Annotated in this window: 9 protein-coding genes; 5 read left to right on the forward strand and 4 right to left on the reverse strand. The window is 66.1% G+C overall.

Going from position 1 to position 15106, the window contains the following annotated elements:
* Positions 1–16 precede the first annotated feature (16 nt).
* The 4 genes from ACPDIX_RS03350 to ACPDIX_RS03365 form a co-directional block, all read right to left on the reverse strand.
* Entirely contained in the window at positions 17–1474 is a 1458-nt protein-coding gene (locus ACPDIX_RS03350; protein ID WP_423430362.1) for a sigma-54-dependent transcriptional regulator, read from the reverse strand.
* A gap of 3 nt (positions 1475–1477) precedes the next feature.
* Positions 1478–1903 carry a hypothetical protein gene (locus ACPDIX_RS03355; protein WP_423430363.1) on the reverse strand — a complete coding sequence of 142 codons (426 nt, stop codon included), beginning with the start codon at positions 1901–1903 and terminating at the stop codon, positions 1478–1480.
* A gap of 24 nt (positions 1904–1927) precedes the next feature.
* Positions 1928–3058: a tetratricopeptide repeat protein gene (locus tag ACPDIX_RS03360; RefSeq protein WP_423430364.1), complete on the reverse strand. Its 1131-nt coding sequence runs from the start codon at positions 3056–3058 to the stop codon at positions 1928–1930.
* A gap of 359 nt (positions 3059–3417) precedes the next feature.
* Entirely contained in the window at positions 3418–4047 is a 630-nt protein-coding gene (locus ACPDIX_RS03365) for a hypothetical protein (RefSeq protein WP_423430365.1), read from the reverse strand.
* Positions 4048–4595: 548 nt separating this feature from the next.
* Between ACPDIX_RS03365 and ACPDIX_RS03370 the strand changes: the two genes are divergently transcribed.
* The 5 genes from ACPDIX_RS03370 (at position 4596) to ACPDIX_RS03390 (ending at position 14999) form a co-directional block, all read left to right on the forward strand.
* Complete coding sequence (locus ACPDIX_RS03370) at positions 4596–5117, forward strand: VanZ family protein (RefSeq protein ID WP_423430366.1); 522 nt, start codon at positions 4596–4598, stop codon at positions 5115–5117.
* 39 nt (positions 5118–5156) lie between these two features.
* Positions 5157–7583: a ComEC/Rec2 family competence protein gene (locus tag ACPDIX_RS03375; RefSeq protein ID WP_423430367.1), complete on the forward strand. Its 2427-nt coding sequence runs from the start codon at positions 5157–5159 to the stop codon at positions 7581–7583.
* A 114-nt stretch (positions 7584–7697) separates the two neighbouring features.
* Positions 7698–10064, forward strand: coding sequence for a glycoside hydrolase family 95 protein (locus tag ACPDIX_RS03380; protein WP_423430368.1), 2367 nt, complete (start codon positions 7698–7700; stop codon positions 10062–10064).
* An 82-nt stretch (positions 10065–10146) separates the two neighbouring features.
* A complete protein-coding gene (locus tag ACPDIX_RS03385; protein ID WP_423430369.1) occupies positions 10147–11385 on the forward strand; it encodes an SLC13 family permease in 1239 nt (412 codons plus the stop codon).
* A gap of 119 nt (positions 11386–11504) precedes the next feature.
* Positions 11505–14999, forward strand: coding sequence for a pyruvate carboxylase (locus ACPDIX_RS03390; protein ID WP_423430370.1), 3495 nt, complete (start codon positions 11505–11507; stop codon positions 14997–14999).
* The last annotated feature ends 107 nt before the right edge of the window (positions 15000–15106 follow it).

Raw genomic sequence — 15106 nt, forward strand, 5'->3', positions numbered from 1 at the left:
ACGGTGCGGGCAGGTGTCAGCTTCCGGAGTCTGCCGTGGTGACTTCCGAATCGGTCTCGGCGGCGTCTTCGGACTGGGGCCGGGTGCCGTGGATTTCGTGCAGTTTGTTGCGGAGGGTGCGGATGCTGATGCCCAGGAGACGGGCGGCGTGGGTGCGGTTGCCCTTGCAATGCTCGAGGGCCGCGAGGATGTGCTGTTTTTCCAGTTCGGCCAGCGTGGGGAAGTGACCGTCCGGGGCCGGGCCGGGCCGGGCGGCGGGCGCGGCACCGGATTCATCCCGGGGCTCTGCACGGGAGTGGAGTTGGATGGGGGTGGCCAGGCCGAGGTGGGCGGGTTCGATCAGCCCGTCTTCACCGCACAGGATGACGGCGCGTTCGACCACGTTTTGCAGTTCGCGCACGTTACCGGGCCAGGAGTGGGATTGGAGGGCGGAGAGGGCGGCTTCCGAAAAGCCCTTGACGTGGACGCCGTGTTTGCGGCCGAAACGGCGCATGAATTCCTCGGCCAGCGGGACGATGTCGCTGCGGCGCTCCCGGAGCGGGGGCAGGTGGATGGGTACGACGTTGAGCCGGAAGAAGAGGTCCTGCCGGAATTCCTTGCGTTCGACGCTCTGTTCGAGGTTGCGATTGGTGGTGGCGATGACGCGGACGTCCACCTTGATGGTGCGTGTGCCGCCGACGCGTTCGAACTCGCGTTCCTGCAGCACGCGCAACAGCTTGGCCTGCACGCTGGTGGAGATCTCGCTGATCTCGTCCAGCAGGATGGTTCCCCCGTGGGCGAGTTCGAACCGGCCCTCCCGCTTGGCAATGGCGCCGGTGAACGCCCCCTTTTCATGACCGAAGAACTCGCTTTCGATGAGGTTCTCGGGGATGGCGGCACAGTTGACCTTGATGAAAGGGCCGCTGGCCCGCGGGCTCTCGCGATAAATGGCGCGGGCGACGAGTTCCTTGCCGGTGCCGCTTTCCCCCTGGATGAGGACGGTGGCCTGGGTGCGGGCCACCTTGCGGATCAACTGCCGCAACTCCTGCATGGCCGGGCTGTTGCCGAGCAACTCCTGCTCGCCTTCGTCGGTCTCCTGGGAGAGGAACCGGTTGACCTTGAGGAGCTGGGTGAACTCCTCGGCCTTGCGCAGGACCACCTCGATCTGTTCGGTGGAGAATGGCTTGATGAGGTAGTCGAACGCCCCGTTCTTCATGCATTCGACGGCCGATTCGACGCTGCCGAAGCCGGTGGTGATGACCACCAGGGGCCGTTGCGGCCGTTGTTGCAGCGCCTTCAGCAGGTCGGTGCCGTCGCCGTCCGGCAACCGGACGTCGAGGATGATGAGGTCGAAGTTGTCCGCTTGGAGGTATTCTTGCGCCTCGGCGATGGTGGAGGCCAGCGCCACGTCGTAGCGGCGGCGCCGCAGGGTCTGCGCCAGGTTGTTGCGCAGGATGGCGTCGTCTTCGAGAACGATGATCTTCTCGATCGGCATGCTTCAGGCCACGGAATGGCGGCGATACAGGTTGGCGACGAAATGCGGCTGCTGGGCGGCCGGCCGCGGCAGGTGTTCGGACGGCAGCAATCCCCGGCCCAGCAGGGCCTGTCGGTTCTCCCGATCCAACTGGAGGATCCGCATCAGCATGGTTTGGATTTCGTCGGTCAGGGCGCGCAGCTCGGTGGAGACATGGGGGCCCGGCGCACCGCCGTCCCGCCTGTGCCCGCGCCACCGCCGAAGGTCAGTCAACGCCTTCTCCAACCGCGGAAGCAAGTCCTTTCTACGCCTGTAAAAGAGAAATGCCGGATAATCCCGCGCGTTGCCCAGGCACTGTTGCTCCTCCCGGTAGAGCTGCAGGACCTCTTCGCAGAGGGCCCGGTATTCCAGGAGCGTGGTTCGGAGTTCGTCGGGTGGGGGTGCCGTCATGGGACCGTTTCGAGTTGGGGTTGTTCAAGGCGTGGCCGGCAAGGCGGATTCCAGAGGGGTCACACTCGCCTGCACCGGCGGTGCCAGCCGGCGCAACGCCAGCTCCGCCCTGCTCTGCCACTGCACGAAATCCAGACGCCATTTCGCCATCTGAACCAGGGCCTGGAGCCCCGGGGTGGCATGGGTCCCGAGCTCGCCGGAACGATCGAGGATCCGCTGGTAGGTTTCCGCCGCCAGTTGCGGCTGTTGCAGCCGTTCGTAGGTCATGCCCACCTGGTAGAGGACCGGCAGCTGCCACGCCGGTGAGGGATCCAGTTGAGCGAGGGTGAGGTAAATGTCCAGGGCCTTGGTGTAATCGCCTTCGCGGTAGAGTTGGTTGGCGATCTCGTTGCCGGTGCGCCGTTGCCAGTAGGCCCACACGTCGGGCCGGTCGGCCGTGCGTGCCCGTTGTTCGGTCAGCAGTTTGAGCACCTGCTGGAGCGCTTCGCTGTTCCGACCCAGTTGTTTGAGTGATCCGGCCAGGAGAAACCGCACCTCCGGCTGCTCCGGCGCATCGGGATAGCGCTCGAGGAAATCGTAGGCCTGGCTGGCCGCCTCGTCGTGCCGGCCCACCGCTGCGAGCGACCGGATCAGGCGGTACTGCACCAACGGGCGGTTGAGAAACGGATTGTTCTGCCGCAGGAGCCGGGTGTAAAACTCGGCCGCTTCGGAAAACCGGCCGCTCAGGTAATGGGTCTCGGCGATATCGATCTGAGCCTGCAGCACCAGGCGCTGGTAATACTCGAAATGATCGGTCTTCAACACCAGCGCCGCCGTCATCACACTGTAAAACTTGGCGAGCGCGAGGTTGTTGAGGCCCATGCGACGAAACAGGAGCCCCTGCCGAAGCAGCACCTCGGGTACCCGGGGGTCGCCGGGCCACTTTTGCACGAATTGCGCGTAGACCTGCTGGGCGCGCGGCAGATCGTTTTCGTCCTGCGCCACCAGGGCAAGCTCCAACAGGGCGGAGCGTTGGATTTCTTCGGGGACATCCTCGGCGAGCAATTCCACCAACAGCGGTGTGGCCTGGGTCGTTTGTCGGGTCAATCGCAGGTGCCGCGCCAGCTCGAGCTGTCCCTCCAGCTGTTTGAGCCGGCTGGATGCTTCCGCGGCCACGGCCACCTCCGGTTTCTTGGGCGGCCAGATGAGCGGCGGGGCCGGACCATTGGTATCCGTGTCCGTCGCAACCGCCAGCGGACCGGCCTGTTGGCCTGCCGGGGCAACGGTGTGGACCGATCCGGCAGAGAGATTGGTTGACTGACCGGACGATGTCGAAGAAGCGGCGAGATCGGGGGGGGCGGTGTTGCCGGTCACGTGGCCGGCGGCGGCGTGCCCGTCGGGAGCCCCGGCTGCCGGAGGGGCGCCGACCGCGAGCACAAACCCACACGCAACGGCCAGCCATCGGGCGGGGTCGAGCCTCGGCCACGGACTGACTGTGCCCTGCAACCGAGTGTGGGCCGGTGGCATGCGCTCTTTCACGGGGAACGGTAGATTGCCTGGCTGGGCGCTGGCGGTCGCGCCAACGGCGGTTGAAACTCCACCTCCATCGGTACCACCACGCGCAGGGGCGCCGTGTTGGTGACACCCGGTACCGGTTTGAAGAACTCCACCAGCATTTGCGGTGTCACGAGAAGCAAATCGCTTGCCGGTCCTGCGGTGTTCGTGCCGGCGGGAGCGGGATTGGTGTTGCCGATGGCCAGGAGGGGATCAGCGAAGACGAACTCGTACGGTGGCGCGGACGGCGCGGACGCTACGCCAGCGGGTACGACAGGGCCATTGGTGGAGGCTGCGGCGACGGCAGGGCCGTTGGTCGAGCCGCTGGCTGCCGGGGCGGAGACGACGGGGCTGGTTAGGTTTGCCTCGTCAGGGGCAGGGGCAGTGGCCTCCGCGGTGAGGTTCGTGCTCTGGCGATCCGGAAGGTCAATAACGATATTTATGCCTTCGTAATCCTCATCGTGTCTTTCAGGTATCGTTAGAAATCGCAGGGGCGGCGGGCCCACGGTGGATAGGTAGCCTGTCCCCTGCAAGGGTAACGTGGCCAAGTAGATCGCCAGCGCCGTCCATGCGGCCCAGCAGATCCCGCGGCCGTTCCACCGACAAGCCATTGGACGATGTCGGCTTCGTTTCGTGTGGTTGTCCTTGGCGTTCATGCCCGCGTCCCTGCCGGTCAATCTTGGGCAGCAAGGGGCAACGATCCGGCCCGTTGTCGGGACCGGATCTGTTCGGGCCCAGGGCCCTTCCCCCATGCCTGGCCTCCGTACCGCCAGACCATTTATCGGCAAAACATGCCCGGACTTGAGGCAAAATCTGCAGGCAAAGTTTTCCGCTCCCGACCCGCCCGGCCCGGGGTCCGGCGCGGCTGCCGCAAGTGCTTCGGGGCGGCTGCGCCTTGAAGGGGGAAGCGGTGATGGGAGGAGATCAGCGGCGCCCACCGATCGGACCGGTCTCCCCTGGCGTTGCCACCTGGCCGGATCTGCGGACCGGGGTCTGGCGGCCGGTGGAAGAAGCAGGGGAAAAACGGCACCGATGTGAAGTTTCCGATGGCGGAGGTGGTCTGTGGATCGAAGGGTGGCGCGCGTGTCCGGGTGAGCTGGGGTGTGGGTTTGGTGAGGGTGCACTTGCCGGTGGGCGGGCTGACTGGTTTTCTGGGTGTGTGCGACGGGTCGTCACTTGGTTGGGGTACTGGTTGCCGGTGGGGGTGTGGATGGCGCTGATTTTCACGGCCTCGGCCGATCCGGAGTCGTTTTCGCGGTCCTCGCGGATCATTGCCCCGCTGGTGCGCTGGTTGTTCCCGCATTGGCCCGAAGCCTGGGTGGACACGGTGGTCCTGGTGGTGCGGAAACTGGCGCATGTGACGGAATACGCGGTGTTGGGCGTGCTGTTGTGGCGGGCCTTGTGGCGTCCGCGCCGGCCCGAGCTGCGTCCCTGGCAGTGGCGTCCGGCGGTTTTGACGCTGCTCGTGGTGTTCTCGTATGCGGTCGCGGACGAGTATCATCAAACGTTTGTGCCGGATCGGCAGGGGAGTCCGTGGGACGTGTTGTTGGACACGACGGGCGGTATTCTGGGGCTGGTTTTTTGCCGGGTCTGGCTGCAGGCGTGGTACCGGCCGCGATCGGGTCGCGCCGTGGCGCGCGGCGCGTCGCCGGCATCGTGGGGAGCCGCCGCACGCGAATGATGCGGCCGGGTTTGCGGCCGGACTGACGGGCCGGGTTGCATGAAGCGTCCGGGTGTCTGGCTGGCGCTCTGTGTGGCGGGCGGGATCTGGATGGGAGACAGGCTGCGTCCCCCGCTGGAGCTCCTCTGGGTGGCCGTGTTGCTGGTGTGGGGTCTTTCCGTCCTCTGGGCGCGGGCACGGCCCTGGCTGATTCCCGTGTTATGCATCGGGGTGGGCGCATTGAACCTGGTGCGGGACACGACGCCGGTTTGTCCGGCGGATTTGCGGCATGTGGTGGCGGAGCGGCTGCCGGCGTTGGTGACTGTGCAGGGGCGGTTGGTGGAGACTCCCCGTTTGCGCATGCGGATCCACGACGGTGAAGCTGTGTGGAAGACCGTGGCCTCCCTGGAGGTGACGGCGCTTGCCCGGGGTGATCAATGGGAGCCGGCGCGGGGCCGGATCTGGGTGTTGACACCCGGGGAGTTGCCGCCGGCGTTTCACGGGGGACAGTTCGTGGAGGTGAGGGGTGTGTTGGAACGGCCCGCCGGAGCCCGGGCCCCGGGCTCGTTCGATTACCGGGCCTGGCTGGCACGGCGCGGGATCCATTACCAACTCCGGGCCGCCACGGCGGCGGATTGGAAACCGATCGGCCCCGAAACGCCGCTGCCGTGGACGGACCGGTTCGTGGATTGGGCGACGCGACAACTGCAGCGGGGGCAACCACCGGATGCGGCGTTGGATCTGCTTCGGGCGATGACGCTGGGCTGGCGCACGGCGTTGACCGACGAGGTCGCCGAGGTGTTCATGCGCTCGGGCACGATGCACGTGTTTGCCATCAGCGGGCTTCACATCGCGCTGCTGGGTGGTGTGGTGGTGACGTTGCTGCGGGTGATGCGCCTGTCACGCGCCGCGTGTGCGTGTGTGCTGATTTTGCTGATCTGGTTTTACACGGCGGCGACGGGGTGGCAGCCCTCGGCGGTGCGGGCCTCGCTGATGACCAGCATGGTGGCGTGTGCCTGGCTGCTCAGCCGGCCGGTGGACGTGCTCAATGCGATCGGGTGGGCGGCGGTGCTGATCCTGTTGGGGGAACCGCAACAGTTGTTTCATGTCGGTTTCCAACTCTCCTTTGCCGTGGTGGCCGCGCTGGCGGCGGGGATGCCGAAGGTGGAGACCTGGCTGCGCAACCGGCTGCGGGCCGATCCGTTGTTGCCGCCTGAACTGGCGGGAGGATGGCGGGCGTGGACACGTGAGGGTCTGCGCCGGGTGCTGTTGGCGGCTGCGGTCTCGGCCCTGGCCTGGCTCGGTTCGCTCCCGCTGATTGCGTATCATTTTCACCTGGTCACCCCGGTGACGCTGGTGGCGAACCTGGTGGTGGTGCCGTGCGCTGCGCTGGCGCTGGCGAGCTGTGTGGGGAGCTGGGTGTGTGGTCCGATTTCCGGGCTTCTGTGCGAGTTGTTCAACCACAGTGCGTGGTTGTGGATGCGTTTGATGATGGGGGTGAGTACGTGGGCGGCGACCCTGCCCGGGGGAAGTTTTCACGTGAGTGGTCCCGCGGTTCCCGAGATCCTGGGGTACTACATCTGGCTGGCAGGCGCGGCAGCCGGGGCGCTCTTGCGACCGGGTTGGCGCGGACCGTGGTGGGCGGTGGCGATTCTGGGTGTGGGTGTGGGTGCCTGGGTCCGGTGGGAAGCCGCCCGGCAGGCGCGGTTGGTGCTGTTGCCGGCTGCGGAGGCCCCCGTGGCGTATGTCACGGGTCCGGCCTCGCGGCGTTGCGTCCTGGTCAACTGCGGCACGGCGGAGGACGTGGAGTTCGTGGTGAAGCCGTTCTTGCAGGCGGACGGGGTGGACCGGCTGTCCGGCATTCTGTTGGGCACGGCGCTCGCCGCATCCGGCGGCGGGTTGACGAATCTGGTGTCCACATTTCGGCCGGAGCAGTTGTGGGTGGGCGATGGAACGATCCGTTCCCGCGCGGTGAGAGAAAGCCTGGCGGCGTGCGAACGCGCAGGGGTACGGTTGGTTTACGTGGCCCGGGGCGACTCCTGGTCGCTTGGCGAGGTGCTGCATCCGGCGGGGGAGGACCACTGGCGCCGCGCGGCCGATGCCTCGGTGGTGTGGAGAGGGACACTGGCCGGGTTGCGGGTGTTATGGTGGGGCGGTTTGAGTGAGGAGGGTGCTCGAGGGTTGCTGAAGAGGGAGGATGAACTGGAGGCAGACATTCTGCTATTGGGTGGATCGGGGTTGGAGAGTTGGATCCTGTCGGAGTTGCTCGAGCGGGTGCGCCCCCGCTGGGTCCTGGTGGCGGATGGATCGCCGGGGCGGCCTCTCCGCTGGCTGGAGGGTGTGCGCGAGGTGTTGGGCGGCAGAGGCGTGAATTTCTGGTGCACGAGCGAGGCCGGCGCGGTGGACTGCCGTTGGGACGGTCGTCGGTTGCGACTGCGCTCGGCAAACGGTTGGGTGTGGGAGGGCGAAGTGGGGAATCATCAGTAGGGGTTGGGGCGCGCGATAGCGCCGGGGTGGGCGGGAAGGCGGCCCTTGTGGGGCGTCCGTGCGCCCGGCCGTTCCGACTGGCCTTGTGTGAGGATGCTCCGCATCATGCCTGGCATGAAACGGATCCTCTGCCTTTTGGTGTGGGCGGCTTGGTGCCGGTCGGCGTGGGTGTGGGCGGGGCTGCAGGAGGGCACCGACGATTCGCGCTGGGTGTTGTGGTACCGGCAGCCTGCGCGGGAATGGACCGAGGCGCTGCCCGTGGGCAACGGCCGGTTGGGGGCCATGGTGTTCGGAGGTGCGCCCGAGGAACGGATCCAGTTCAACGAGGACACACTCTGGCTGGGTGAACCCCGGGATTATTCGCGGCCCGGGGCGTGGCGTCATCTGGAGACGTTGCGGCGGTTGTTGTTCGAGGGCCGGCAACGGGAGGCGGAGGGACTCGCGATGCGCGAGTTCATGAGCGTGCCCCTGCGGCAGATGCCTTATCAACCGTTTGCAGATTTGATGATCCGCTTCGATCATCGGGAAACGGTGGAGGGTTACCGCCGGGAACTGAACCTGGACGAGGGCGCCGTCCGGGTGCGATATCGGGCTGGTGGAACGGGGTACGAGCGCACGGTCTTTTCGAGTGCGCCGCATCAGGTGTTGGTGGTGCATCTGCAGGCGGATCGGCCGGGCGGCCTCTCTTTTCGAGTCTGGTTTCGTTGTCCGCACACCAACTCGCAGGCGCGCGTGCAGGGGGTGAACCGCCTGATTCTGCAGGGTCGGGTGCGCAACTTTGATCAGGCGAACAAAATCGAGATCCGCAACCCCATGCGGTTCGAGGCGGTGCTGGAGGCTCGTGCGCGGGGCGGAACGGTCCGGGGCGAGGGCGACGCGCTGGTGGTGGAAAACGCGGACAGGGTCACGCTGTTGCTGGCGGCTGCGACCTGTTACGTGAATTTCCAGGAGGTCTGGGCCGACCCGGGCGAGCGGTGCACCCGCGTGTTGGAGGAGGTGCGGCGCAAGGGTTTTGAGGACCTCTGGCGGGCTCATCTGCGGGATCATCAGGAACGGTTCCGACGGGTGAGCCTTGACCTGGGACACGGCCCGGGAGACGAGCTGGCCACTGACGAGCGCCTGCGGCGCGCGCGCGACCATGACGATCCGGGGCTGGCGGCGCTGGTGTTTCAGTACGGTCGTTATCTGTTGATGGCCAGCAGCCGTCCGGGGACGCAGCCGGCCAATTTGCAGGGTATCTGGAACGAGAGTCTGCGTCCGCCCTGGGACAGCAAGTACACCTGCAACATCAACGTGGAGATGAACTACTGGCCGGCCGAGGTGACAAACCTGCCGGAGTGTCACGAGCCGTTGTTCGATGCATTGGACGAGCTGGTGGTCTCCGGCCGGCGAACGGCCCGGAATCATTACAATGCCCGCGGCTGGGTGTTGCATCACAACTTTGATCTCTGGCGGGGCACGGCCCCGATCAACCACAGCGATCACGGAATCTGGGTGACGGGCGGGGCCTGGCTGAGCCTGCATCTGTGGGAACATTATTTGTTCGGTCAGGACCGGGATTTCCTGGCGCGGCGGGCCTATCCCGTGATGAAGGAGGCGGCCCTGTTTTTCGTGGATTACCTGGTGGAGGATCCGCGCACGGGTTACCTGATCAGCGGACCGTCCAACTCGCCCGAGCATGGCGGCCTGGTCATGGGCCCGACGATGGATCACCAGATCATCCGCTCCCTCTTTGCCGCGGTGAGCGAGGCGGCGCGAATCCTGGGGACGGACGAGGCTTTTGCGGCGGAACTGGACCGGTTGCGCGCGCGGATCGCACCCAACCGGGTCGGACGCCTGGGCCAGTTGCAGGAGTGGCTGGAAGACAAGGACGATCCGAACAACAAACACCGGCACGTGTCGCATCTGTGGGCCGTGTATCCCGGCTGTGAGATCAACTGGCGCACGACCAACCTGTTCCAAGCTGCCCGGCAGTCGCTCGTGTTCCGCGGAGACGAGGCGACCGGCTGGAGCATGGGATGGAAGATCAATCTCTGGGCGCGGTTCCTGGACGGCGATCACGCCTACAAGATCCTGCGGAACCTCTTGGCTCCGGTGGGCAGCCGGGCCGACGGCGGGTTGTACCCGAACCTGTTCGATGCGCATCCGCCGTTCCAGATTGACGGAAACTTCGGCGCCACGGCCGGGATTGCCGAGATGCTTTTGCAGAGTCATATGCGGGATGAGCAGGGTCGGTTCATCCTTCATTTGCTGCCGGCCCTGCCTTCCGCATGGCCGGATGGCAGGGTGCGCGGTTTGCGCGCGCGGGGCGGGTTCGAGGTGGACCTGGCCTGGCAGGGCGGCAGGTTGACCGAGGTGACGGTTCGCAGTCGGCCGGGCCGCGAATGTGTGCTCCTGTACGAGGGGCGCGAACGCCCCATCCAGCTTCGGCGCGGGGGCAGCCTGACTCTCGACGGTCGTCTGGAGCGAAAAGGCACGTAGCGCGGTCAACCCGGGTTCTGCCCTGCGCGCAACCGGCCGCGTGTACGGGATGCGGGCGGGCGTGGTGGTTTCAGGGGGAGGCATGGACAAATGCACGGAAACGCTGGCGGTCGTCATCTTCGCGCTGACGTATCTGCTGATCAGCGGCAGGCGGCTGAAGATGCTGCCGTTGAACCGGCCGGCGGCGGCCGTTTTGGGCACGGCGCTGATGGTGGCGGCCGGGGTGTTGACGCCGGAGGAAGCCTACCGGGCGGTGGACCATGACACGCTGGTGCTGTTGCTGGGGATGATGCTCATTGCCGCTTATCTGCACCTGGCCGGGTTCTTCGAGTGGTGCGCGGATCGGATCCTGCGGTGGGCCCGGACGCCGGTCCGGCTGCTGGCCGGTTTGATGGCGGTTTCCGGTGTGGCATCGGCGTTGTTGGTGAATGACACCGTCTGTCTCATGCTGACGCCGTTGGTGGTGGCGGTGATGGTCCGTGGCGGTCTGCCGCTGGCGCCCTATCTGCTGGCGCTGGCCATGAGTGCGAACCTCGGCAGCGTGGCCACCCTGGTGGGGAATCCGCAAAACATGATCATCGGCTCGCTGTCGGGACTTTCCTTCGCGGGTTTCACCCGATCGCTGCTGTTGCCCGCGCTGGCCGGTTTGGGGATCGCGTTTCTCATTCTCTGGTTCGGGTTCCGCCGGATCCTGCGGTCGGCCCGGATCCGACGTCCGCAGGGGCCGCCGCCTCCGATGGACCGGCGATTGGTGGCCCTGAGCCTGGTGGTGCTGGCGGGTGTGTTCGCGGGTTTTCTGGCCGGTTGGAACCTGGCGTGGACGGCCCTGACGGGTGCCGCGGCGCTGATGGTGTTGGCGCGGCGGGATACGCATGAGGTGCTGCGACAGGTGGACTGGCATTTGCTGGTCTTTTTCGCGGCGTTGTTCGTGGTGGTGGAGGGTTTCAACCGCACCGGTCTGCCGGACCGGTGGTATGTGCAGGTCCGACCCCTGTTCGGCGAGACGGCGGTGTCGCAGGCGGTCCATCTGACCTGGTTTTCGTTGGTGGGGTCGAATTTGTTCTCGAATGTCCCGTTCGTGCTGGTGGCTGGTCAGTGGATGGCGAACTTTGCGGATCCGGCGCTGATGTGGAAGGTGATGGCGCTGGCCACGACGTTTGCGGGGAACCTGACGATTCTGGGGTCGGTGGCGAACATCATCGTGGTGGAATCGGCCCGCGGTCATTGCGAGATCGGCTTTTGGGATTACGCGCGGGTGGGAATCCCGGTGACGATCTTGAGCACGGCCATCGGGCTGCTGCTGTTGGTGTGGGTGGGGTGATGGCCGGGTGCGGATGGGCCGGCGCGGTTTCCCCCGGGGATCTTGGGCCGATTTGAGGTTCGAAAGGTCCGTTCCTTGTTGTCTCCCTTCGGCGGGGTTCGCACAATGGCGGCTGTCTCATGAACCTTGTAAGCCCGATTGAAACGGAGCCGAAGAAACTGCTGGCGGCGAACCGGAGCGAGATTGCCATCCGGATTTTCCGGGCGGCGACGGAGCTGGGCTTTCGGACGGTGGCGATCTACGCCCAGGAGGACCGGTTTTGCATCCACCGGTTCAAGGCGGACGAGGCCTACATGGTGGGCGAGGGCAAGGGGCCGGTGGGTGCCTACCTGGACATCGAAGGGATCGTGGGCCTGGCGAGGGAGAAGGGTGTGTACCTGGTACATCCGGGCTACGGCTTTTTGTCGGAGAACCCTGATTTTGCGCGGGCGTGTCGGGAGGCGGGCCTGGTTTTCGTCGGGCCGCGGACCGAGCTGCTGCAGTTGATGGGGGACAAGACCGCGGCGCGGGCGGTGGCCGAGCGGGTGGGGGTGCCCACCCTGCCGGGCACGCCCGAGCCGGTGAGCGACCGTCGTGAGGCCCTGCGGTGGGCGCGGCGGATCGGTTATCCGCTGATGATCAAGGCGGCTTTCGGGGGAGGGGGCCGCGGCATGCGGATGGTGCGGGACGCCTCTCAACTGGAATCGCTACTGGGCGAGGCGCAGGCCGAGGCGCACAAGGCCTTTGGCAATCCGGCCGTCTTCCTGGAGCGCTACATCCCGCGGGCCAAACACATCGAGGTGCAGATCCTGGGCGACCAACACGGCAACGTGATCCATCTGCACGAACGCGATTGTTCGGTGCAGCGGCGGCATCAGAAGGTGATCGAGGTGGCGCCGGCGGTCGGGTTGGATGAAGGGCTGCGTCGGGCCATCTGCGAGGCTGCGCTGCGGATCGCCCGGGAGATCCGGTACGACAACGCGGGCACGATCGAGTTCCTGGTGGACATGGACCGGGGCGAGTGGTTTTTCATCGAGATGAATCCCCGGATCCAGGTGGAACACACCGTCACGGAGGTGATCACCAACATCGACCTGGTCCGCTCCCAGATCCTGGTGGCGCTCGGTCATTCGTTGTTCGATCCGGAGCTGGGGATCCCGCCGCAGGAGGAGATCCCCCGCAACGGTTACGCCATCCAGTGCCGCATCACCACCGAGGACCCGGAAAATCATTTTGCCCCGGATTACGGCCGGATCCTGACCTACCGGTCCGCCGGCGGGTTCGGTCTGCGGCTGGACGGCGGGATGGGCTTTGCCGGTGCGGTGATCACGCCGTTCTACGATTCGCTCCTGGTCAAGGTCACCGCCTACGGTCGGACGTTCGAAATTGCCTGCCAGCGCATGGACCGTGCGCTGCGCGAGTTTCGGATCCGGGGCGTCAAGACCAACATCCCGTTTTTGGAGAACGTCATCCGGCACGAGGTGTTCCGGCGCGGGGCGGCCACGACCACGATGATTGACGAAACGCCGGAGTTGTTCCGTTTCACGCCGCGCCGGGACCGGGCCACCAAGTTGCTGACCTTTCTGGGGGAGGTGATCGTCAACGGGAATCCGCAGGCCAAGGGCTGGCAACCGAAGTCGCTGCCCAAACCGCGGGTGCCGGCGTGCGATCTGCGTCAACCGCCGCCGCCGGGGACGCGACAGCTCTTGTTGGAGCTCGGCCCGCGGCGGTTTGCCGAATGGATCCTGCAGCAGAAACGGGTGCTGGTTACCGACACGACCTTCCGCGATGCGCATCAGTCGCTCCTGGCCACGCGGTTGCGGACCTACGACATGGAACGCGTGGCCGGTGTATTGGCCCGGCGGGTGCCCAATCTCTTCAGTCTGGAAATGTGGGGTGGCGCGAAGTTCGACACCTCCATGCGGTTTCTGCACGAGGATCCCTGGGTGCGACTGCGCCGGCTGCGGGAGCAGATCCCCAACATCTGTTTCCAGATGTTGTTCCGCGGGGCCAACGCCGTGGGTTATTCGAACTACCCGGACAACGTGGTGGCGGGCTTCGTGAAGCATGCAGCCGCCAATGGCATCGACCTCTTCCGCATCTTCGATTCGCTCAATTACCTGCCGAATTTGAAGGTGGCGATGGAGGCGGTGCAGGAGACGCACGCGCTCTGCGAGGCGGCCATCTGCTACACCGGCGACATCCTGGACCCGCGTCGGACGAAGTACTCGCTCGACTACTACCTCAAACTGGCGCGCGAGCTGAAGCGGATGGGCACGCACATCCTGGGGATCAAGGACATGGCCGGCCTGTGCAAGCCCTACGCGGCGCGTGCCCTGGTGAAGGCGCTGAAGGAGGAGATCGGCCTGCCGGTGCATTTTCACACGCACGACACCAGCGGCGTGGCCTCGGCCAGCGTGCTGGCGGCGGTGGAGGCGGGGGCCGACATTGTGGATCTGGCCATCGCCCCGTTGTCCGGCTCCACCAGCCAGCCGTGTTTGAACTCGATCGTGGCGGCGCTGCAACGGCAGCCGCGGGATACGGAGCTGGACCTGGACGCGCTCAATGAACTGGCGGACTACTGGGAGGCCGTGCGGGAGTTTTACGCCCCCTTCGACACGTCCCCGCGCGCGGGCAGCGCCCTGGTGTACGTGCACGAGATGCCCGGCGGCCAGTACACCAACCTGAAGGAACAGGCCGCCGCCATGGGGTTGCTCGATCGCTGGCCCGAGATCGAGCGGACCTATGCAGAGGTCAACCAGTTGTTCGGTGACATCGTGAAGGTGACCCCGAGCAGCAAGGTCGTCGGCGACATGACCATCTTCCTGGTCAGCCGCGGGATGAAACCCGCCGACGTGCTGAAGCTCAAGCCGGGCAGCGTGTCGTTCCCCGAGTCCGTGGTGGACATGCTGATGGGCGGGCTCGGGCAGCCGCCCGGCGGTTGGCCGCGCAAGCTGCAGAAGATCGTGCTGGGCGATCGCAAGCCGTACCGCGGCCGGCCCGGCGCAAGGTTGAAACCCATTGACCTGGAGGCGGTGCAGCGCGAGTTGAGCAGCCGGTTGCGACGCGAGGTGTCCCTCGACGACGTGTACTCCTACCTGATGTATCCGGATGTCTTCCTCAAGTTCGCCAGAATCCAGGCGGCCTACGACGACTTGTCGGTCCTGCCCACGCCGGCGTTCTTCTACGGCATGAAACCGGGCGAGGAAATCACGGTGGATCTGGAACCCGGCAAGACGTTGTTCATCCGCCTGATCAGCGTGGGCCCGGTGGACGAGGAGGGCAAACGGGTGGTGGCTTTCGAGCTCAATGGCATGCCCCGCCAGGTGGTGATCGAGGACAAATCCGTCCAACCGAAGGTGAAATCGCGTCCCAAGGCGGATCCGCAGGATCCCTGGCAGGTGGGCGCGCCCATCCCGGGCGTGATCACCACCCTGCCGATCAGCGTGGGCATGACCGTCCGGAAAGGCGACAAGCTGGTGGCCTTGGAGGCGATGAAAATGCAGACCAGCGTCCAGGCACCGCAGGACGCCGAGGTGGCCGAGATTCTGGTCGCACCGGGGGACGTCGTGGAGGCCAAGGACCTGCTGGTGCGGCTGCGCCCGGTCTCGCCGGGGAAACCCAGAAAGGATTGAGCCCGGTCCGTGCTGCGCGATGGCCTTGCGGGGGCGCGGCCGGCTGCCGGCCGCCCTCCGGCCAAACGGTTCGAACCACGGAGGGTCGCGGGCAGGAGGGGCGGGCC

Source organism: Limisphaera sp. 4302-co (assembly GCF_049537155.1).
Lineage (GTDB): Bacteria > Verrucomicrobiota > Verrucomicrobiia > Limisphaerales > Limisphaeraceae > Limisphaera.